Origin of the sequence: Arthrobacter sp. PvP023, assembly GCF_017832975.1 — a bacterium.
In the GTDB taxonomy this organism is placed as follows: Bacteria; Actinomycetota; Actinomycetes; order Actinomycetales; family Micrococcaceae; genus Arthrobacter.
Map to the genome: position 1 here is coordinate 1,129,043 of NZ_JAFIBI010000001.1, position 19,625 is coordinate 1,148,667.

Genomic DNA, 19,625 nt, shown 5'->3' on the forward strand with positions numbered 1-19,625 from the left:
CCTAGGTCAGGCGGATCTGGCGGTTCATGTCCTTGTACAGCAAGTAACGGAACTGGCCCGGGCCGCCGGCGTAGCAGGCCTGCGGGCAGAAGGCGCGCAGCCACATGAAGTCGCCGGCCTCCACCTCAACCCAGTCGTTGTTGAGCAGGTACATGGCCTTGCCCTCGAGGACGTACAGGCCGTGCTCCATGACGTGGGTCTCCGGGAACGGGATGACCCCGCCCGGCTGGAACGTCACAATGTTCACCTGCATGTCGTGGGCCAGGTCGCTGGAATCCGTGAAGCGGGTGGTTTTCCAGGCGCCGTCGGTATCCGGCATGGCGGTGGGTTCCACCTCGGCATCACTGGTGACGAAGGACTTTGCCTCGTAACCCTCAAGCCGCTCGTAGGCCTTGCGGATCCATTGGAAGGAGACAATGTCATCCGAGACGTTCTCCAGTCCCCAGGCGGCACCGGCGGCCAGGTAGGCGTAGCCGCCCTCCTCAAGCTGGTGCAGTTCGCCGTCGAGGGTCAGGTTGACCTTGCCCTTGGTGACGAAGACAACGCCTTCGACGCCGGGCTCAAACTCGGCTCTGGGAGCCCCGCCACCCGGGCCGATCTCCACGATCAGCTGTGAAAACGTGGTGGCAAACCCGGAGATCGGGCGGGCCAGGATCCAGGAGCGGGTGTTGGAGAAACCCGGCAGGGTGCTGGTCACGATGTCGGTCATGACGCCCTTGGGGATGACGGTGTAGGCCTCCGTGACGATGGCCCGTTCCGTGGTGAGGTGGGTCTGCGGCGGCAGGCCGCCCTGGGGGTAGTAATACTTTCCCATCATTGGATCCTTACTTCGAAGTGGAGTGGGCCAGCCGGGGGTGGGCCAGACCGGTCAACTGGGGGATTCCGACGCCGGCAAGCGCCTGGACGTCTTCGGCGCCGACGGCTCCGCACTGGACGCCGCGCAGCACGAACGCAGCCAGGGCGCGGGCGGTGGCGGGTTCGTCCATGACCCCGCCTTCGGTGTGTTCCACGTAGTTGCGCAGCCGGGCCGCCGCAGCGGGCAGCCCCTGGCGGTAGAACGCGTAGGTTGCCGCGAACCGGCTGGGCAGCTGGGCCGGGTGCAGGTCCCAGCCCTGGTAATAGCCGCGCTCCAGCGAACGCCGCACCAGCCTGCCGTGCAGGCGCCACGCGTTTTCCACGTTGTCGCCCACGGGGATGATATTGGTGGAGCCGTCCGAGAGGCGGATGCCGGTGCCGGCGACGGCCAGCTGCATGACTTCCTTGGCGAAGTCCGCCACCGGGTGCTCCATGGACTGGTATTCCGCCGAAATCTGCAGTGAGGCGGAGTAGTCGTAGGTGCCGTAGTGCAGGCCGCTGATCCGGCCAGGAACCGCGTGCGGCAGCTGCGCCACCGGTGACGTTCCTTCCGGGCCGAGGATGAGCTGCGGCGTTTCCACCTGCACCTCGAACCGCAGCCGGCCGGCGGGCAGCGAGTGCGCTTCCTCCAGCCGGGACACGGCGAAGTCCATGGCCTGCACCTGCGCCACGGTGGTGACTTTGGGCAGGGTGAGGATCAGGCCCTGCGGCAGCTCGCCCGCTGCGGCGAGTCCGGAGATGAACAGGTCCAGGGTACGCAGGCCGCGCGCCCGGGTTGCCGCCTCGAAGCACTTGAAGCGGATGCCGATGAACGGGGGCGCTGTGCCGGCCGCAGCTGCGGCGGCCACGGCGGACGCCGCGGCAACAGCGGCGGCGTCCTCGGCGTCGTCGCCCCTGTCCCCGAACCCGTCCTCGAAGTCCAGACGCAGGTCCTCGATCGGTTCGCTTTCCAGCTTCGCCTGGACCCGGGAGGCCACGGCTTCGGCGAGTTCGGCGTCCTGGCCCAGCAGGTGGCCCAGGCGCGACAGGCCGCCGTGCGCGTCAGCGGCGGCCAGCGCCTGGGCGCCCCACTCGGCGGAGAACGACGGCGAGAAACGGTCCGCCGGTACATACACGGTATGCACGGGCTGGCGGGAGCCGTCGTCTCCCGGGTAGTTGCGCTCCAGCAGCTGGTCGGTGGCGGCCAGTTGTTCGTCGATCTGTGCCAGATCGGCAGCGCTGAGCGATCCGGAGGGTACCGCCATGCCTCAGCCCACCAGTTCGTAGGCCGGCGTGGTGAGGAAGTCGGTGTAGTCCTCGGAAAGGCAGATATCAGCGATCAGTTCGCTGGCCGGCTGGTAGTACTTTGCGAAGGTTTCCTCGCCCACTTCACCGCGGAGCTTGTCGGTTTCCTCAGCCAGGATGGTGCTGACCAGTTCCCGGGTGACAGTGTTGCCGCTATCGGCCAGGACCACCTTGTTGCGGATCTGCTGCCAGACCTGCGAACGGGAGATTTCGGCCGTGGCGGCATCCTCCATCAGGTTGTGGATGGCCACCGCGCCGTTGCCCGAGATCCACACCGCCGTGTACGCCACCGCGACATAGAGGTTCAGGCGCAGCCCGGCCTCCGTCACCGTGCCGTCGGCCGAAGCGATGTCCAGCAGCTGGTCCGCCGTGACATGGACCTCGGGGCGCTGCTTGTCCAGCTGGTTGGGGTGCTCGCCCAGGACGGAATCGAACACTTCCCGGCATACCGGCACCAGGTCCGGATGGGCCACCCATGAGCCGTCAAAGCCGTCGTTGGCCTCGCGCGTCTTGTCGGCGCGGACCTTCTCGAACGCCTGGGCGGTGACCTCGGGTTCGCGGCGGTTGGGGATGACTGCGGCCATGCCGCCCATGGCAAACGCGCCGCGGTGGTGGCAGGTCTTGACCAGCAGCTCGGTGTAGGCGCGCATGAACGGTGCCGTCATGGCCACGGTGGCGCGGTCCGGCAGCACAAAGTCCGCTCCGGCGTCGCGGAAGTACTTGATGATGCTGAACAGGTAGTCCCAGCGCCCGGCGTTCAGCCCGGCGGCGTGGTCGCGGAGCTCGTACAGGATCTCGTCCATCTCGAACGCCGCGGGGATGGTCTCGATGAGAACGGTGGCCTTGATGGTGCCTTGCGGAATGCCCAGGAAATCCTGCGCGAAGACGAACACGTCGTTCCAGAGGCGCGCCTCGAGGTGGCTCTCCATCTTGGGCAGGTAGTAGTACGGGCCCTGGCCGTTGAGCACGAGCTGCTTGGCGGTGTGGAAGAAGTGCAGGCCGAAGTCCACCAGCGCGCCGACGGTGTGTTCGCCGTCGAGGAGCAGGTGGCGTTCGTCCATGTGCCAGCCGCGGGGCCGGGCCACCACGACGGCGAGCGGGGCGTCGTTGCGGAGCCGGTATTCCTTGCCCTCCGGGGAGGTGTAGCTCAGGGTTCCCGTGGCCGCGTCGCGGAGGTTCAGGATGGCGTCAATGACGTTGGCCCAGGTGGGTGTGCTGGCGTCCTCGAGGTCGGCCAGCCACACCTTGGCGCCGGAGTTGAGGGCATTGATGGCCATCTTGGCCGGCGAGGCGGGGCCGGTCATTTCCACGCGGCGGTCCTGCAGCGCGGCGGGCGCCGGCGCAACCTTCCAGTCGCCCTCGCGGACATCCTTGGTTTCGGGCAGGAAATCAAGCTTTCCGGTCCGGGCTACCTGCTCGCGCTTGGCCACGCGGGCTTTGAGGAGTTCGGCGCGGGTGCCCGCAAACCGCTTGTGGAGCTCCTCCACGAAGGCCAGTGCCTTCGGCGTGAGGATTTCCTCTGCTCGTGCAATCGGCTGCGGGTCTGTGACTGAGAGAGCCATTGTCCGGGTCCTTTCTAGGCTGCGAATCAGGCGTTGGCGGGTTCTAGGTTTGCGTGCGCTGCGGATGCTGCTTTGGCTGCGGTTGCTGCGTTCGCTGCATTTGCGACGGCGGTGGCCACATCGGCTGCAACATGCGGGTCGAAGACGCTGGGAATGATGTAGCTGGCATTGAGTTCGTCGTCAGCCACGCGGTTGGCAATGGCTTCGGCGGCGGCCACCAGCATGTCCGGCGTGATGTCCGACGCGCCGGCGTCGAGCAGCCCGCGGAAGAACCCCGGGAATGCCAGGACGTTGTTGATCTGGTTGGGGAAATCGCTGCGCCCCGTAGCCACCACTGCCGCATGCTTTGACGCTACCACCGGGTCGATTTCCGGAGTGGGGTTGGCCATGGCGAATACGATCGCACCCTTGGCCATGGCGGCGACCTGCTCCTCGCCGATCACATGCGGGGCGCTGACGCCGATGAAGACGTCCGCGCCGACGAGGGCTTCATGCAGCGTGCCGGAGAAGCCTTCTTCGTTGGTGTTGGCGGCGATCCAGCTGCGGTGTTCGTCGCTGTATTCCTCGCCGGAGTGGATGGCACCGGAGCGACCGGCAGCGATGATGTGCTGCGCGCCCTGGGCCTTGAGGAGCTGGATGATGGCCGAGCCTGCGGCACCGACGCCGGAGACCACGATTTTGACCTCGGAGAGCTTCTTGTCCACCACGCGCAGGGCGTTGACCAGGGCGGCCAGGGTAACGATTGCCGTGCCGTGCTGGTCGTCGTGGAAGACCGGGATGTCCAGTTCCTCGCGGAGCCGGTTTTCAATCTCGAAGCAGCGCGGGGCGGCGATGTCCTCGAGGTTGATGCCGCCGTACACAGGAGCCATGGCCTTGGCGATCATGATGATTTCCTCGGTGTCCTGGGTGTCCAGGCAGACCGGCCAGGCGTCCACGTTGGCGAACTGCTTGAACAGGGCGGCCTTGCCTTCCATGACCGGCAGGGCCGCGGCCGGGCCGATGTTGCCCAGGCCGAGGACGGCGGAGCCGTCGGTGAGGACGGCGATGGTGTTTCGCTTGACCGTCAGGTTGCGGGCCGCTGACGGGTCCTCCGCGATGGCCATGCAGACGCGGGCGACGCCGGGCGTGTACGCGCGGGAGAGGTCGTCGCGGTTGCGCAGGGCCACCTTCGGGACCACCTCGAGCTTGCCGCCGAGGTGCATCAGGAACGTGCGGTCGGAAACGTGCTGGACCGTGACGCCGTCGAGTGCGTTCAAGGCATCCTTGACGCGGGCGGCGTGCTCGTCGTCGGTGGTGTTACAGGTGACGTCAACAACCAGCGTTTCGTGGTGCGATTCGGTGACGTCCAGGGCTGTGATGGCTGCTCCGGCGGCTCCGACGGCGGCGGCCAGCTCGCTCGTCGCGGTAAAGCTGGACGGCGCTTCTACGCGCAGGGTGATCGAATTTCCGGGGCTCGGGTTCGCCATTGAATGTTCCTCCTGGTCGGGTCCGGATGCGGAGCGCACCCGGACGTACTGCTCAATCAAATGTTTTCGTATTATGGATATTATTATCTACTTTGTGGAAACACAAGCCCCGCCCGTGCATCGACGGAGGGCGATGCGTGCTGTATCTTGGGACTTCTAAGCAATTTTTTTCACGATGTGGATAAGAGTTGTCGGAATCGATACCGCAGGAGACCACGGTTATGGCTGAAAAAGCCCCGGGAGGCGTGCAGTCCGTTGAGCGCGTCTTCGAACTTTTGGAACTGATCACTGACGCCGGCGGAGACGTCACGCTCAGCGAGCTGTCTTCCTCCACCGACCTGCCTCTTCCCACGATCCACCGCCTGCTGCGCACCCTGGTCACGCTGGGCTACATCCGCCAGCTGCCGAACCGGCGGTACGCACTCGGTCCCCGGCTCATCCGGCTCGGCGAAGGTGCCAACAAGCAGCTCGGTGCACTCGCGCGTCCGCAGCTCAAGTCCCTCGTGGACCGGCTGGGGGAGACGTCCAACATGGCTGTCCTGGACTCGGACATGGTCATCTACGTGGCCCAGGTGCCGTCCCTGCACTCCATGCGCATGTTCACCGAGGTGGGCCGCCGCGCGCACACCCACGCCACCGGCGTCGGCAAGGCGATCCTGGCCCAGCTGGATGACGAGACGGTCCGCGGAATCGTCCAGCGCAGCGGCATGCCCACGCCCACCCCCAAGAGCATCGGTGACATCGACTCCCTGCTCCTTGACCTCAAGCTGATCCGTGAACGCGGCTATTCCATCGACGAGGAGGAGCAGGAGATCGGCGTCCGCTGCTTTGCGATGGCAGTCCCCAACGCGCCGACGCCCACGGCCATCTCGGTGTCCGGGCCGGTGTCGCGCGTGGACCAGTCCTTCGCCGAACGCGCCGTGCCGCTCCTGCGCGAAGCAGCCCAGACGATCTCCGACGAGCTCAACCAGAACTGACCTCCCGCCGTCGTAATTGCTGCCAGTTCGGCGTCACGTCGGCAAGTTCGACGGCGGTCTGTCCTAAACCAGCGTGCCGTCGCTGACGGTGCCGCTTTCCCCGCCGGCCGCTTCGAGCGAGATCATCGGGGACCTGCGCTCCAGCGCCCGGAAGACAACGTAGCCGAGGGCGCATCCGAGGAACCAGCTGTAGTTGCCGATCCACGTGGCGTTCACCGCGGTGGCGCCGGTGTCGAGCAGGATCTTGGGGATCAGCACGGAGGCAATGGAGATTGCGCCGCTGATGGCCACCGCCTTGACGGCGTTCGGGTTGTAGCCGTTCCGAAACCAGTACCGGCCGGTGGTCTTCAGCGTGTACATGTCGTCCACCCAGACCTTCTGGCGGCTCACCACGTAGTACCCGGCGATCAGGATGCCGAACAGCGGGCCTATCAACGCGCCCAGGACGCCCAGTGTGTAGTGGATCGCGTCGTTGTTGGAGTACCAGTTCCACGGGGTCAGGATGACGGAGCCGACGGCGGCAATCATGCCGCCTGCCCGCCAGCTGATTTTCTGCGGGCTGACATTGGAGAAGTCGAACGCGGGCGAGATGAAGTTGGCCACGATGTTGATGCCCACGGTGGCGATGACGAAGGTGAGCCCGCCCAGCAGCACGGCGAATACGGTGTCAATTTCCTGGACGGTCTTGACCGGGTCCGTAATGAGGCGGCCGAACACCGGAATGGTGGCCGAGGCGGTGATGACGGTCAGGAGCGAGAAGAACAGGAAGTTCACCGGCAGGCCGAGGAGGTTGCCCTTCTTGACCGCCGTGTAGCTCTTGCCGTACCGGGCGAAGTCGCCGAAGTTGAGCATCGGGCCGGAGAAGTAGGACACCACCAGGGCGATGGCGGAAATCATGACGGGGATGGAGGCGGCGAAGTCCAGGGGTGGCCCGCTGGACAGGTTCAGGCTGATGTTGCCGATGCCCGCTTTGGAGACGAGGTAGATCGCGAGGATCAGCATGACCACGTAAACGGCGGGGCCGGCGAAGTCGATGAACTTGCGGATGCTTTCCATGCCGTTCCAGAAGAGTGCGGCCTGCGCCACCCAGAGGATGCCGTAGCAGATCCAGCCCAGGGTGGAGAGGCCCAGGAAGCCGTTCTGTTCGACGTCGTACAGCGGCGCCATGCCGGGGAAGAACTTGAGGAAGACAATGACCAGCGCTTCCGAGGCGAGGAAGGTCTGGACGCCGTACCAGGCCACTGCGATCAGGCCGCGGATGATGGCCGGGATGTTGGCGCCCTTGACGCCGAAGACGGCCCGGTTGATGACCGGGTACGGGACGCCGGTCAGCTGGCTGGGCTTTGCCACGAGGTTGCAGAAGATGTTGACGATCACGATGCCGGCCAACAGGGCTACGAGCACCTGCCAGCTGGCCAGCCCCAGGGCGAAGAGGCTTCCCGCCGTGACGTAGCCGCCGATGCTGTGGACGTCTGACATCCAGAAGGCGAACAGGTTGTAGCTGGTCCAGCGCTGGTTCTTTAGGGGGACAAGATCTTCATTGCTGAGCTGCGGATCGTAGTCGGGGAGCTGGCCGATGCGGGCGGGCGTTTCAAGCCGGGGTGCGGCCATCGCGGAGTCTGTCATGGTTTCCTCTAAGAGATTGGGACAGCCGCCGATCCGGCCGTTTCACGCTTTCAATTAGATGGAACCAATGTTTCAGAGCTGTTTCTGGCGCAACAATTCCTGTTTACTTCGCTTCGATCTCGCCGAGGGTGTCGAACATGCCCGTCACTGCGCGGACGCGCTCACGGCCGGCCCGTCCCGAGGCTATGAGCACTCCGTTGGCCAGGACACTCACCAGGCTCATGGCGGCGGCATAGCTGTCGAAGGCGTGGGTGCCGTCCACCGGGCACTCGAGCCACAGGGTGGCGTCGGCGGCAAGGCGGCGTGCGCTCGGGTCTGCGATCAGGATGGTTGCAGCCCCGGTGGCCGAGGCGGCCTGGAGGATCTTGCGGAACCCGGCGGGCCGCCGTCGGAAGCCGAACAGGACCACCGCGTCGCCTGCGCCCAGTCCGGCGAGCTCCTCGCCCAGGCTCTGTCCGGGCTGCGGCGCCACAGACACCGCGGGGCGGCACTGGAGCAACTGCTGCCGGAAGTGCAGCGCCACGGGAAAGCTGTTGCGGAAGCCGAGCAGCAGCACGGTCCGGGCGCCGGCGAGCTTGCCGCTGGCCGCCGAGAGTTTGTCCTCGTCGAGCGATTCAGCCAGGCGTTGTAGGTTTTCCTGCTCCTGCGCCCAATGGGCGGCCAGGCCGCCGTCGGACGATTGCGGACCCAGCGGCATGCCGCTGGAACGGATGGACCGGGTATGTTCCTTGACCTCGTTGAAATCCTCGAAGCCGAGGCGGCGGAACAGCCGGCTCATGGTGGCTTTGGAAACACCGCTAAGCCTGGCAAGTTCGGCGGCGTTGTAGACGGCGAGGTCGCCGAGGCGGTCCAGGAGCGTGTCTGCCGCCTTTTGTTCCTGGGGGCTCAGCTCCGCATAGTGCCGTTCGATTCGTTCATCGATCCTCATGAAACAACCGTCTCACAGCAGAAAGCGCGAACGGACACTTGCGGCCCTTCGCAAAGGGGCCGTAACTGTCCGTTCGCGCTTGTTGTGCCAGTCTGCGGGCTAGTGGTCAGATTTCGACGCCGACTCCACCGGCACTTCCTTGCCGTCGCAGTCGATCAGCTTGCCGTCTTCGAAGCGGTCGCCGTGGGCCAGGCACTTGAGATCCTCTTCGCGGACCACGCGTCCCGTTCCGGCCACGAACACCGACTGGTTCTCGGAATTGCCGGCCTTGAGGTGGTTGAAAAGCAGGTTCAGCAGGATGGCCATGACCGCGGCCGAGCTGATGCCCGAGTGGAAGATCGTGCCGAACCAGGACGGGAACTTGTCATAGAACGCCGGCGCAGCGATCGGGATCATGCCGAAGCCGATGGACGCCGCCACAATGATCAGGTTCATGTTGTTCTTGTACTCCACTTTGGCGAGTGTCCGGATGCCGCTTGCGGCAACGGTTCCAAATAGTACGACGCCGGCACCGCCCAGGACGGGGGTCGGCACCGCTGCGACTACCCGGCCAAGTACCGGCAGCAGGCCGAGGATCACCAGGATGAGGCCGCCGGCGCTCACCACGAAGCGGCTCTTGACGCCGGTGATGGCCACGAGGCCAACGTTCTGGGCGAAGGCGCTCTGGGTAAAGGAGTTGAACAGCGGGGAAATGGCGCTGGAGAGCATATCGGCCCGCAGGCCGTCGCCGATGCGCTTGGAGTCCACCTTGGTGCCGACGATCTCGCCGACTGCGATGATGTCCGCGGAGGTCTCGGTAAGCGTCACCAGGATGACGATCAGCATGGAAATGATCGCCGCGAGCTCGAAAGTGGGCGGACCGAATGCGAACGGGGTGGGGAAGGCGACGATCTCGCCCTGGCCCACCTTGGAGAAATCAGCCATGCCGAAGGCGAACGCAATCACAGTGCCCAGCACCATCGCCAGCAGGATGGAAAGCCTCGAGATAGCCGCGTTGCCCACCTTGCTCAGGAGCAGCACGATCGCCATGGTGGCCGCGGCCAGGCCGATGTTGGCCATGCTGCCGTAGTTCGGGGCCTTGTTGTTGCCGCCCATGGCCCAGTTGGCCGCTACCGGCATCAGGGTCAGGCCAATGGTGGTGATCACCGTGCCCGTCACCACCGGCGGGAAGAATCGGATGATCTTGGAAAACAGGGGAGTGATGAGCAGGCCGATCAGTGAGGCTGCAATCACCGAGCCAAATACCGCCTGGATACCGCCCCCGCCGTGGACGATCGCCACCATGGTGGAAACACCGGCGAAGGAGACGCCCTGGACCAGCGGGAGCTTCGACCCGAAGAACGGAATACCGATGGTCTGCAGTATCGTGGCAAGGCCGCCGACGAAAAGGCAGGCGGCGATCAGCAGGCCGATGTCCTGTGACGACATGCCGGCGGCTGCGCCGATGATCAGAGGCGGGGCGATGATGCCGCCGTACATGGTGAGGACGTGCTGGAAGCCGTAGGCGAACGTGCTTCCGAGGGGCAGCCGCTGGTCTTCGGGGCGATCAGACTTTGTGCGGCCGGCGGCGGCTGCGGCGGCCGATTTCTTCTTGGTGTTCATGGCAGACTTTCTTGGTGTTCATGGCAGACGTCTTTGTCTGGCTAACGGTGTCTGGCTAACAGTTGTGAATCGTTGATGGCTCCGGGCCCGGAGTTTTTGTCCAGATAATGGCCGCTTAGGGGTGCTAAGGCCTCGATATCTGGACAAAAACTCCGAGCCGGCGGAGCGGGCGGGCGCTAAGAGCGGTTTAGCAGAAGCCGGCGATGCCGGACCAGGCGATATCCGCCGGGGTGGCGTCCTCGCGCTGGACCGTGGCCTCGATCAGGCCGTAGGGACGGTCTGCGGCGAAGAAGACCTCGTTGGGGTTGTCGAGGCCGAACGGGGAGAGGTCCACCAGGAAGTGGTGCTTGTTGGGCATCGAGAACTTGATTTCGTCGATCTCGCTGTGCGCTTCCAGGACCTTGGCGCCCATGTCGAACAGGGTCTGCTGCAGGGCGTGGGAGTACTTTTCGGTGAAGCCCTCCAGCAGCAGGCTCTTGACGTCCTCGTAGCTCTTGTTGAAGTCGAGTGCGCTGAAGTCCGTGTTGGCGTTGAAGCGCCAGCGGGCCGAAACATCCGTGGCCAGGATGCGGTCAGTGGTTTCCGGCAGGGTGGTGTACTTGTCCCGCGGGTAGCCGACGAAGCCGGACTGGGTGGACTTGAGGACGGTGAGGTCCTTCAGTCCGGAGATGAGGTGAGTGGCCGCGCCGTCGCGGACCAGCACCGCAGTGCGGACTTCCTGGCCGTTGCGCACGAAGGAGTGGTCGTGCTCGGCGCCGTGGGCCTGGATCCGGTCCCAGCTGTAGGACTCGGCTTCCCAGCGGCCGCCGGTGACCCAGTCGAAGCTGGAGGTGAAGTGCTCGCCCAGCCGCAGGAGGAAGGCCTCGGGTGAGCCGACGCCTTCACGGGCAAACGCGTAGATGGTGTTCTTCTGCGTGTCCGTGGCCACAACGTGGCTGTTGTCGCCCTCAAGGTGTGCGGCGGCGAAGTCCCCGCGGAGCTGCGAGGTGACGTTCAGGTCTTCGATCTCGTGGCGGTCGGTGTCCCTGGTGATCTTGACGACCCGGACTTCGGCCTTGCCGTACTGGTTCTGGCCGAGGATGATTTTGCTGCTCATGGTCTGTTCCCAACTTCCGTGATGTGGAACCTAGGTTCCATCATTGAAATTAAGCGCGTGTTACACACGCGTTTCTGATGGAGCCGACCCAACAAAAAAGAGCCGGCATCCAATGACGCCAGCTCATTACGACCCTGCCTGCTGCTCCCAGGTTACGTGACCTACGCCACGAGTTGACTTAAAGCGTAGCCGAGCATCGCCGTGGTGTACATCACTAGCTGAAAAATCGGATTGTGACCGGCGGCCTCCCGGACCATTGACGAATACCGGGCAGCGCTCTACGATATTTCACATAGCAAAAGTTATTTTCCATTTTGTGGAAGTTGAGAGCTTAACCAAACCACCTCGGAGGAGGATCAGATGTACCAGCAGGACACAACGCCGGTTGCACCGGCACCGACGGCGGCACCTTCAGTCCCGGAGTTCTACCTCCCCCTCGGAGGCGGAACGGATCCGGACTTCTACCTGCCTGCAGACCGGGAGCACGTCCCGGGCCGCTTCTCGCACTGGGTCCACGGCCTGCCGGGCTTCGGCGGCCAACGTTCGCAACGAGGCTGACGACACGCATCTTCGCTGACGACGCGTAAAAAGCCTGGCGACACCCGAATCCGGGTGTCGCCAGGCCTTTTGCGTGTCGCCGGGCACTTTGCGTGTCGCCGGGCCTTTTGCGTGTCGCCAGGCCTTTTGCGTGTCGCCGGGCCTTTTGCGTGTCGCCTGCGTCAGGCCCCCGCGCGTCCCGGCCATTCCTTGCCGGCCCAGGGGTCGTAATCGGCGATGAGCTCCTCCTGTTGCGGGCGCTCCGCTTGGGGGACGTGCTGCAGGTTCACCCGCACCCTGTACCAGAGCGAGCTCGATCCGCGCATTCCGTCGACGAGCACATCGGCCGGGTGCAGGGCCGGGACGACATCCGCGTGCCTGGCCTTCCACTCGTCGAGCGCCGCGAGGGCCTCGGGTTTGGTCCGGGTGCGGGCCACCTCGATCAGCGGCATCACTGATTGCCGGCGGCCTGAGCCGCCGCCGCGCGGCGGCTTCTCGGCGGGGCCGAGCTCGGCAGCCAAAGCGAGGAGCCCGTCGAGGCTGCCCACCGCGGCGTCGATGCCGACATGCGGGTCGCCCAGGTCTGCGAAGCGCTCGAGCACTGTGGGCACCGTGAACTGTTCCGGCCGGGTGGAGCGGACCTCGTCCCAGGTGAGCGGCGTCGAGACCCGGGCATCGGGCAGCGGCCGGATCGAGTACGCGGATGCCACGGTGCGGTCTTTGGCGTTCTGGTTGAAGTCGACGAACACACTCTCGCCGCGTTCCTCCTTCCACCACCGCGCGGTGGCAAGGCCGGGCGCGCGGTTCTCCACCTCGCGGGCGAGGGTCTCGGCAGCGAGCCGTACGTCGCGGTACGACCACTGCGGGGCGATGCGCACCAGGATGTGGAGTCCCCGCGAGCCGCTCGTCTTCGGCCACCCCACGAGTCCCGCGTCGGCGAGGACCTCCCGTGCTACATACGCGGCGTCGACGATCTGGGGCCAACCGACCCCCGGCATCGGATCGAGGTCCACCCTGAGCTCGTCGGGGTGCTCAAGGTCCTCGGCGCGCACAGGATGCGGGTTGAGGTCGAGGCATCCAAGGTTCACCACCCACGCAAGGCCGGCAGCATTCCGGATAACGGCCTCTTCGGCAGATGTCCCGGACGCATAGTGAAGGGTCGTCGTGTCAATGAAGTCGGGGTGGTTTTCGGGCACGCGCTTTTGAAAGAACGGTTCAGCATCGATGCCTTTCGGGAAGCGCTTGAGCACCATCGGACGGCCGCCTGCGCCGCGCAGCGCACCATCCGCGACGGCGAGGTAGTAGCGCACCAGGTCGAGCTTCGTCAGCCCGGGCCCGGGGAACACCACCTTGTCCGGACTCGAGATGCGGACGTCGCTGCCGGCAATGTTGAGGATCTCCGCCGGGGTCTTTGAAGGGCTCATTTCGACACGCTAGCAACGATCGGATACCGCAGCCAGACCCGTTGCGCGGCAGGCCACATGGCCCGCGGCGGCCCGCCGCGGCCCGCGGGAACCTACCCACTCACCAGCTTCCGTGCCGCGGCCGAGTGTTCCGCGATCAGTCCGGCAACATCCAGGCCCGGAATCTGCCCGTCCACCACGCGCCACTGCCCGCCCACCATGACCCGGTCGGCCCGGTCCGCTCCGCACAGCAGCAGCGCGGCGAGGGGGTCGTGGCTGCCGGAGAAGCGCAGCTCGTCGAGCCGGAACAACGCCAGGTCCGCCTGCATCCCGGGTGCCAGCTGGCCCAGGTCGGAGCGGCCCAGCACCGCTGCCGACCCCCGTGTCGCCCAGCCCAGCGCCCGCTCCACCGGGACCTGCGCCCCGTAGCGAAGCCGCTGCAGGTACAGTGCCTGCCGTGCCTCCAGGATCATGTTCGAGGCATCGTTCGACGCCGACCCGTCAACTCCCAGCCCCACGGGCACTCCGGCGTCCTCCAGTTCGAGTACCCGGGCGGTGCCCGAGGCCAGCCGCATGTTGGAGGTGGGGCAATGCGCGACGGCGGTGCCCGCGGCTCCCAGCGCGGCGATCTCGGCATCGCTGAAGTGGATGCCGTGGCCCAGCCAGGTCCGGTTGCCGAGCCAGCCCACGCTCTCCAGGTAATCCACCGTCCGCAGGCCGAACATCTTCCGGCAGAAGTCTTCCTCGTCCAGCGTTTCAGCCAGGTGCGTGTGCAGCCGGACGTCATGCCGCTCGGCCAGCGCGGCGCTTTCGGCCATGATCTCCTTGGTCACGGAAAAAGGCGAGCACGGGGCCAGGGCAATCCGGATGACGGCGCCGTCGCCGCGTTCGTGATACTCGCGGATGAGCCGTTCGCTGTCCGCCAGGATCACCTCCGGCTGCTGGACGGTGGACTGCGGCGGCAGGCCGCCGTCGTCCTCTCCGAGCGTCATGGAGCCGCGGGTGAGCGTGGCCCGCATGCCGAGCTCCCGCACCGCCCGGACCTCGATGTCGATGGCGTCCTCCATGCCGTCCGGGAACAGGTAGTGGTGGTCCGCGGCCGTGGTGCAGCCGGAGAGCAGCAGTTCCGCGAGGGCAACCGTGGTGGCCAGTTCCAGGTCGCGGGGTATTAGCCGGGCCCAGACCGGGTACAGGTTCTGCAGCCAGGGGAACAGCGGGGCGTTGGCCACCGGCCCCCAGGCGCGCGTGAGTGTTTGGTAGAAGTGGTGGTGGGTGTTGATCAGGCCGGGCAGCAGCACGTGGCTGCCGGCGTCGAATGTTTCCTCGCAGGGGGCGGAAGGCAGCTGGCCGGCGGCCAGGACTTCCGTGATGATGCCGCCGGCCACCACGACGCCGCCGGAGGCATCAAGACGGTTGGCGGTGAAGGCTGCGAGTGGATTCCGGATCCAGAGCCGGGAAACGGAGGGATGCGTGGTCATGGGGCGGGCTCCTGCCTGAGGGTGCGGATGTGGTTCCAGCTCAGTGAAGGGCCTGTCTGCTGATCCAGGCGTCCGGCGCGCGTGGCACCGGTTGGGCATCAGCGTAAGGCGGCGGGAATCGCCCCGTCAACGCCGGAAACTGTGCCGACGCGTTGTGACAGGCCGGAAACGCAAATTTCACATCACGAAATTAACTTTCCGAAAACCTATGGCGCAGCTCACGTTCCGGTGCTAGTCTCGATTCTGCCAAAGGCGGGCCCCCGGACACCGGGGAAGCTATCTACCAGGCGCAACTTAACCTTCAAAAGCACATGCTGAAGCCTGGTAACCGTCGCATCTGGCCTTTTTCGTTCCACCTCGGCGTACCGGCTTCCCAGCAAAGGGAGTCGCATCATGAGTACCACCGTCACGGCCCAGGAATTCCTGGCCAGGTCCATCGAGTTGGCCACTGCCAACGTCCTCAACAGCGGCGGCCCGTTCGGCGCCGTCATTGTCACCGCAGACGGACAAGCGTTCGACGGCGTCAATCGCGTCACCGCCACGAACGACCCCACAGCCCACGCCGAAGTCACGGCCATCCGCCGCGCGTGCAGCGAACTCGGCACGTTCGACCTCACCGGAGCCACCCTCTACACCAGCTGCGAGCCCTGCCCCATGTGCCTGGCCTCCGCACTGTGGGCCAGGGTGGAACGGGTGGTGTTCGCCGCGGACCGGCACGACGCCGCCTCCGTGGGTTTCGACGACGCCGTGTTCTACGAGTACTTCGAAAACGAGCAGCGCGATGCGCTGATGCCGGTGGCCAGGCTCGAACTCGAGGACCCCGAGGCTCCTCCGGTCCTCGAACCGTTCACCACCTGGAACACGCTCGACTCCAGGATTGATTACTAGGGCCGGTGGCTGAGATGACAATCCTGGACACTACCTCCGACGAGCGGCAGCAACCGGCCGCACCCAAGCGCCCGCAGCCAGCCAATGCTTTCCTGGACCGTTTCTTCGAAATCACCAAGCGCGGTTCCACTGTGGCCCGCGAGGTTCGCGGCGGCCTGGTCACGTTCTTCACCATGGCCTACATCGTCATCCTGAACCCGTTGATCCTAGGCGGTTTCAGCGCGGAGAATGCCCCCACCGATGTTGCCGGGGGCTGGCTGTCCGCAGCGCAGGTGGGCGCCGTCACCGGCCTCACCGCCGGCGTCATGACCATCCTGTTCGGCCTGATCGCCAACCTGCCCTTCGGGCTCGCGGCCGGCCTGGGGATCAACTCCTTCCTGGCCGTGGCCGTGATCCAGGAGGTCACCTGGGCCGAGGCCATGGGCCTGGTGGTCATCAACGGAATCCTGATCGTCCTCTTCGGCGTCACCGGCGCCCGGACAGCCATCTTCCGGGCCGTGCCCAAGGAACTGAAGGCTGCCATCACGGTGGGCATCGGCCTGTTCATCGCCTTCATCGGGTTCGTGGATTCGGGCTTCGTCCGGGCCACGACCGCGGGGCCACCGGTCCAGCTGGGCGACAACGGTTCCATCACCTCGGTTCCCACCCTGGTGTTCATCGTTGGCCTGCTGGTCATGGGCATCCTTGTGGCCCGCAAGGTGCAGGGCGGCCTGCTGATCGGCATCGTGGCCACCACCGTGCTCGCCGCGGTGGTCGAGGCAGTCATGCAGATCGGCCCCGGCAGCGCGAGCAACCCCGGCGGCTGGCACCTGAACACCCCTGTCCTCTCCGGCCAGCTGGTGTCCGCCCCGGACCTGTCCCTGGTGGGACAGTTCGACCTCTTCGGCGCCTTCGGCCGGATCGGCGGGCTCGCGGCGACCATGCTGGTGTTCACGCTGGTGTTCACCAACTTCTTTGACGCCATGGGCACCATGACCGGCCTGGCCAGGAGCGCCGGCGTGGCGCACAAGGACGGTACGTTCCCGCGGCTGAAGTCCGCCTTCATCGTCGAAGGCCTGGGAGCCGTGGCGGGCGGTGCCACGTCAGGTTCGTCCAACACGGTGTACATCGACTCGGCCGCGGGCATCGGGGAAGGCGCCCGCACCGGTCTGGCCTCCGTGGTCACCGGCGCGTTGTTCCTGGGCTCGATGTTCCTGACCCCGCTCACCTCCGTGGTGCCGCTGGAAGTGGCCGCCGCAGCCCTGGTGGTTGTCGGCGCCATGATGATGGCCCAGATCCGCGAGATCAAGTTCAGCAAGTTCTCCGTGGCACTGCCCGCCTTCCTGACCATCGTCACCATGCCGCTGAGCTACTCGATCGCCAACGGCATCGGCGTGGGCTTCATCTCCTGGGCGGTTATCAGTGCCTGCTCCGGCAAGATCCGGAAGGTGCATCCGCTGATGTGGGTGGTCACGGCAGGCTTCCTGATCTACTTCGCCCGCGGTCCCATCAACGCCCTGCTGGGCGCGTAGGGACCCTTTAGACCGGACCGGGGCAGGCAGATGGGGCCGGCCCCGGTCCACCAAACTGCCGGTGCTTCCCCCGGCGCACGATAGGAACGAGAATATGGACACCATCGCCGCACAGGAAAAGGGAGTGCAGCAATGTTGGATCTGATGCCTTCACTGAAGGAATGGCAGCCCGCCGCCACCGGCCAGCGCTGCGCACTGGCCACCGTGGTGGGGGCCGGCGGATCCGTGCCGAGGCCGCTGGGCACCTCCATGCTGGTGTCCGAAGCCGGCGACGTCCTGGGCAGCCTGTCCGGCGGCTGCGTTGAGGGCGCCGTCGTGGAGGCGGCGCTGGCGGCAATGCACGACGGCGGCACGCGCCGCGAGTTTTTCGGCTACAGCGCGGAGGACGCGTTCGCCGTCGGGCTCACCTGCGGGGGAGAGCTGGAGATCCATATCGAACCCCTGGGCACGGCGCCCGGCGGGCTCCGGTTGGATAACCTGCGGGTCCTTGCCGGTCAGGGGGGCGGCAGCGCACTCGCGCTGATCCGCCGGGTGGACGCCCACGGGGGCGGCGCCGTCGTGATTCCGGACCCGGCAGGTTTCCAGGCGGAGCGTTCCCCGGAACTCGCGGCGCTGCTGGGCCTGCCCGGGCCGGCAGCACCCGAGGCCCGGCGCCTGATGCTGGCGGCCGCCGCCCAGCTGGAACCCCTGCTGCGCGGCGGCCGGACAGGGCTGGTCCGGCTCGCCCCGCCGGAGGGCTGCCTTTCCGGCACAGCTGTGCCACGTAGCGCCCCAACCAGCCCGGCCACCGGCCCGGAGCCCGTCACCCTCCTTGTGGAGAGCCGGCTGCCACCGGCGCGGCTGCTGATCTTCGGCGCTAACGACTTCGGGGCCGCACTGCTGCCCGCCGCCCAGCTGCTGGGCTACCACGTAACACTGTGTGACGCCCGGCCGGCCTTCGCCGGCCAGTCACGGTTCGCCGCGGCGGACCAGATGGTCACGGCCTGGCCGCACCGCTACCTCGCCGAGGAAGCTGCGGCAGGGCGGATCGACGCGCGGACCGTGGTGTGCGTCCTGACCCACGATCCCAAGTTCGACATCCCGCTGCTGCAGACCGCGCTGGGCCTGGACCTGGCCTATGTGGGCGCCATGGGCTCGCGGCGCAGCCACCGGCAGCGCGTCGATTCACTGCTTGCCGCAGGGGTGGGGCCCGAGGACCTGTCCCGGTTGCATTCGCCCATCGGGCTGGACCTCGGCGCCGTGACGCCTGCCGAGGTGGCCGTGTCCATCACTGCCGAACTCGTGGCCAGCCGCAGCCGCTCCGCCGGTGCCTCGGTGCGGGCGGCGTCGCTGAAAGACGGCGCGGGCCCCATCCACGGAACCGGCCCCATCCACAGAACCGGCCGCATTGACAACGTCAACACCCCGCAACACCAGGAGACCCCATGGACATGAACACCATCGAGGCCGTGGTCCGCACCGAAGACCCGGCCGAATGGCGCGACGGCGATGCCTGGCTCGCCGGCGGAACGGTGCTCTTCTCCTACGGGAGCCTTGCCTTCGGCAAGGAACCGCTCCGGCGGCTGCTGGACCTCGGCTCCGCCGGCTGGCCCGCCGTCACGGTGACGGATGCGGGCATCGAGCTCGCGGCAACCTGCACCGTGGCGGAGCTGTACGCCCTGCCCGGGTCCGCCGCGGCGGAGCGGGCAGTCGCGTGGCCTGCCCTGGACCTCGTCCGTCCCTGCTGCGACTCCTTCGTGGCCTCCTTCAAGGTGTGGAACATGTCCACCGTGGGCGGAAATCTCTGCACCTCGCTACCCGCCGGGCCCATGACCTCCCTGTGCGCCGCCCTCGACGGGGTGGCCACGGTTCTCGGGGCGGACGGCACCAGCCGGACCGTCCCGGTGGCGGAGTTCGTCACGGGGGACGGGCGCAACTGCCTGGCACCCGGCGACCTCCTCCGCAAAGTCCACCTCCCGGCGTCGGCCCTTGCCGCCCGGGTGGCTTTCCGCCGGCTGTCGCTGAGCAACCTGGGACGTTCGGGGGTGCTGCTGATCGGAAGGCTCGACGCCGACGGCACCCTGGTCCTGACCGTCACCGCGGCCACCAAACGCCCCGTGCAGCTGCGCTTTCCGGCCACTGCCGCGGTCTCCGCGGCCGCGCTCATAGAAGCGCTCGACGCCGCCATTCCGGCGGAGCTCTACCACGATGACATCCACGGCCTGCCCGCCTGGCGGAAGGACATGACCTACCGGCTCGCGGAGGAAATCAGGGCAGAACTCGCATCTCCGGCAGGGGTTCCGCCGGCCCGGGTGTCCGGGGACTTCTGGCCGCCGCAGCGAAAATCGCCACAGCACGGTTCGCCACAGCACACGTCTTCACCACAGCGCACAGTTACATCGCAGGCGTCGCCTCAGCAGGAAGGGGCCTGAG

The 19,625-nt window shown here is 66.4% G+C and carries 16 protein-coding genes; 6 read left to right on the forward strand and 10 right to left on the reverse strand.

Annotated elements, in window-relative coordinates:
• Window position 1 precedes the first annotated feature (1 nt).
• Genes JOE31_RS05275 through JOE31_RS05290 form a run of 4 tightly spaced genes read right to left on the reverse strand, consistent with a single transcriptional unit; the run spans window position 2 to window position 5,167 of the window.
• Window positions 2-814, reverse strand: coding sequence for a bifunctional allantoicase/(S)-ureidoglycine aminohydrolase (locus tag JOE31_RS05275; protein WP_209748155.1), 813 nt, complete (start codon window positions 812-814; stop codon window positions 2-4).
• A 10-nt stretch (window positions 815-824) separates the two neighbouring features.
• A complete protein-coding gene (locus tag JOE31_RS05280; protein WP_209742472.1) occupies window positions 825-2,099 on the reverse strand; it encodes an aldolase in 1,275 nt (424 codons plus the stop codon).
• Between the two features lie 3 nt (window positions 2,100-2,102).
• Window positions 2,103-3,701, reverse strand: a complete 1,599-nt coding sequence (aceB, locus tag JOE31_RS05285) for a malate synthase A (protein WP_209742473.1) — start codon at window positions 3,699-3,701, stop codon at window positions 2,103-2,105.
• Between the two features lie 26 nt (window positions 3,702-3,727).
• Entirely contained in the window at window positions 3,728-5,167 is a 1,440-nt protein-coding gene (locus JOE31_RS05290; RefSeq protein WP_209742474.1) for an NAD-dependent malic enzyme, read from the reverse strand.
• 221 nt (window positions 5,168-5,388) lie between these two features.
• On the opposite strand from JOE31_RS05290, the gene JOE31_RS05295 reads away from it, so the two are divergent.
• The gene (locus tag JOE31_RS05295; RefSeq protein WP_209742475.1) at window positions 5,389-6,144 is read left to right on the forward strand and encodes an IclR family transcriptional regulator; all 756 of its coding nucleotides are present in this window, start codon (window positions 5,389-5,391) and stop codon (window positions 6,142-6,144) included.
• A 63-nt stretch (window positions 6,145-6,207) separates the two neighbouring features.
• On the opposite strand, the gene JOE31_RS05300 is transcribed toward JOE31_RS05295, so the two are convergent.
• From JOE31_RS05300 to pucL, 4 genes are all read right to left on the reverse strand, one after another.
• Window positions 6,208-7,770: an NCS1 family nucleobase:cation symporter-1 gene (locus JOE31_RS05300; protein ID WP_209742476.1), complete on the reverse strand. Its 1,563-nt coding sequence runs from the start codon at window positions 7,768-7,770 to the stop codon at window positions 6,208-6,210.
• Between the two features lie 103 nt (window positions 7,771-7,873).
• Window positions 7,874-8,698, reverse strand: a complete 825-nt coding sequence (locus JOE31_RS05305; protein ID WP_209742477.1) for a MurR/RpiR family transcriptional regulator — start codon at window positions 8,696-8,698, stop codon at window positions 7,874-7,876.
• 99 nt (window positions 8,699-8,797) lie between these two features.
• Window positions 8,798-10,300 (reverse strand): nucleobase:cation symporter-2 family protein, encoded by a 1,503-nt coding sequence (locus JOE31_RS05310; protein WP_209742478.1) that lies wholly within the window; start codon window positions 10,298-10,300, stop codon window positions 8,798-8,800.
• Between the two features lie 187 nt (window positions 10,301-10,487).
• Window positions 10,488-11,396 carry a factor-independent urate hydroxylase gene (pucL, locus tag JOE31_RS05315; protein ID WP_209742479.1) on the reverse strand — a complete coding sequence of 303 codons (909 nt, stop codon included), beginning with the start codon at window positions 11,394-11,396 and terminating at the stop codon, window positions 10,488-10,490.
• Window positions 11,397-11,756: 360 nt separating this feature from the next.
• Here pucL and JOE31_RS05320 point away from each other — a divergent pair, with 360 nt between their 5' ends.
• Window positions 11,757-11,954 (forward strand): hypothetical protein, encoded by a 198-nt coding sequence (locus tag JOE31_RS05320; protein ID WP_209742480.1) that lies wholly within the window; start codon window positions 11,757-11,759, stop codon window positions 11,952-11,954.
• Window positions 11,955-12,115: 161 nt separating this feature from the next.
• On the opposite strand, the gene ligD is transcribed toward JOE31_RS05320, so the two are convergent.
• Together ligD and JOE31_RS05330 are read right to left on the reverse strand one after the other, a co-directional pair.
• Window positions 12,116-13,357: a non-homologous end-joining DNA ligase gene (gene ligD / locus JOE31_RS05325; protein ID WP_209742481.1), complete on the reverse strand. Its 1,242-nt coding sequence runs from the start codon at window positions 13,355-13,357 to the stop codon at window positions 12,116-12,118.
• Between the two features lie 92 nt (window positions 13,358-13,449).
• The gene (locus tag JOE31_RS05330; protein WP_209742482.1) at window positions 13,450-14,814 is read right to left on the reverse strand and encodes an 8-oxoguanine deaminase; all 1,365 of its coding nucleotides are present in this window, start codon (window positions 14,812-14,814) and stop codon (window positions 13,450-13,452) included.
• A 393-nt stretch (window positions 14,815-15,207) separates the two neighbouring features.
• On the opposite strand from JOE31_RS05330, the gene JOE31_RS05335 reads away from it, so the two are divergent.
• The 4 genes from JOE31_RS05335 to JOE31_RS05350 all read left to right on the forward strand — a co-directional run bounded on the left by JOE31_RS05335 (window position 15,208) and on the right by JOE31_RS05350 (window position 19,624).
• Window positions 15,208-15,702, forward strand: a complete 495-nt coding sequence (locus JOE31_RS05335; protein ID WP_209742483.1) for a nucleoside deaminase — start codon at window positions 15,208-15,210, stop codon at window positions 15,700-15,702.
• 14 nt (window positions 15,703-15,716) lie between these two features.
• On the forward strand, window positions 15,717-17,213 hold the full coding sequence (locus JOE31_RS05340; RefSeq protein WP_209748157.1) for an NCS2 family permease: 1,497 nt from the start codon (window positions 15,717-15,719) through the stop codon (window positions 17,211-17,213).
• 132 nt (window positions 17,214-17,345) lie between these two features.
• Window positions 17,346-18,647 carry an XdhC family protein gene (locus tag JOE31_RS05345; protein ID WP_209742484.1) on the forward strand — a complete coding sequence of 434 codons (1,302 nt, stop codon included), beginning with the start codon at window positions 17,346-17,348 and terminating at the stop codon, window positions 18,645-18,647.
• Window positions 18,638-19,624: an FAD binding domain-containing protein gene (locus JOE31_RS05350; protein ID WP_209742485.1), complete on the forward strand. Its 987-nt coding sequence runs from the start codon at window positions 18,638-18,640 to the stop codon at window positions 19,622-19,624. The genes JOE31_RS05345 and JOE31_RS05350 overlap by 10 nt, the downstream gene beginning before the upstream one ends.
• Window position 19,625: the final 1 nt, after the last annotated feature.

What these genes read in the sequence shown, in the direction of transcription:
- JOE31_RS05275 (WP_209748155.1), bottom strand. Translation starts at nt 814, where the DNA reads ATGGGAAAGTATTACTACCCCCAGGGCGGCCTGCCGCCGCAGACCCAC.
- JOE31_RS05280 (WP_209742472.1), bottom strand. Translation starts at nt 2,099, where the DNA reads ATGGCGGTACCCTCCGGATCGCTCAGCGCTGCCGATCTGGCACAGATC.
- aceB (WP_209742473.1), bottom strand. Translation starts at nt 3,701, where the DNA reads ATGGCTCTCTCAGTCACAGACCCGCAGCCGATTGCACGAGCAGAGGAA.
- JOE31_RS05290 (WP_209742474.1), bottom strand. Translation starts at nt 5,167, where the DNA reads ATGGCGAACCCGAGCCCCGGAAATTCGATCACCCTGCGCGTAGAAGCG.
- JOE31_RS05295 (WP_209742475.1), top strand. Translation starts at nt 5,389, where the DNA reads ATGGCTGAAAAAGCCCCGGGAGGCGTGCAGTCCGTTGAGCGCGTCTTC.
- JOE31_RS05300 (WP_209742476.1), bottom strand. Translation starts at nt 7,770, where the DNA reads ATGACAGACTCCGCGATGGCCGCACCCCGGCTTGAAACGCCCGCCCGC.
- JOE31_RS05305 (WP_209742477.1), bottom strand. Translation starts at nt 8,698, where the DNA reads ATGAGGATCGATGAACGAATCGAACGGCACTATGCGGAGCTGAGCCCC.
- JOE31_RS05310 (WP_209742478.1), bottom strand. Translation starts at nt 10,300, where the DNA reads ATGAACACCAAGAAGAAATCGGCCGCCGCAGCCGCCGCCGGCCGCACA.
- pucL (WP_209742479.1), bottom strand. Translation starts at nt 11,396, where the DNA reads ATGAGCAGCAAAATCATCCTCGGCCAGAACCAGTACGGCAAGGCCGAA.
- JOE31_RS05320 (WP_209742480.1), top strand. Translation starts at nt 11,757, where the DNA reads ATGTACCAGCAGGACACAACGCCGGTTGCACCGGCACCGACGGCGGCA.
- ligD (WP_209742481.1), bottom strand. Translation starts at nt 13,357, where the DNA reads ATGAGCCCTTCAAAGACCCCGGCGGAGATCCTCAACATTGCCGGCAGC.
- JOE31_RS05330 (WP_209742482.1), bottom strand. Translation starts at nt 14,814, where the DNA reads ATGACCACGCATCCCTCCGTTTCCCGGCTCTGGATCCGGAATCCACTC.
- JOE31_RS05335 (WP_209742483.1), top strand. Translation starts at nt 15,208, where the DNA reads ATGAGTACCACCGTCACGGCCCAGGAATTCCTGGCCAGGTCCATCGAG.
- JOE31_RS05340 (WP_209748157.1), top strand. Translation starts at nt 15,717, where the DNA reads ATGACAATCCTGGACACTACCTCCGACGAGCGGCAGCAACCGGCCGCA.
- JOE31_RS05345 (WP_209742484.1), top strand. Translation starts at nt 17,346, where the DNA reads ATGTTGGATCTGATGCCTTCACTGAAGGAATGGCAGCCCGCCGCCACC.
- JOE31_RS05350 (WP_209742485.1), top strand. Translation starts at nt 18,638, where the DNA reads ATGGACATGAACACCATCGAGGCCGTGGTCCGCACCGAAGACCCGGCC.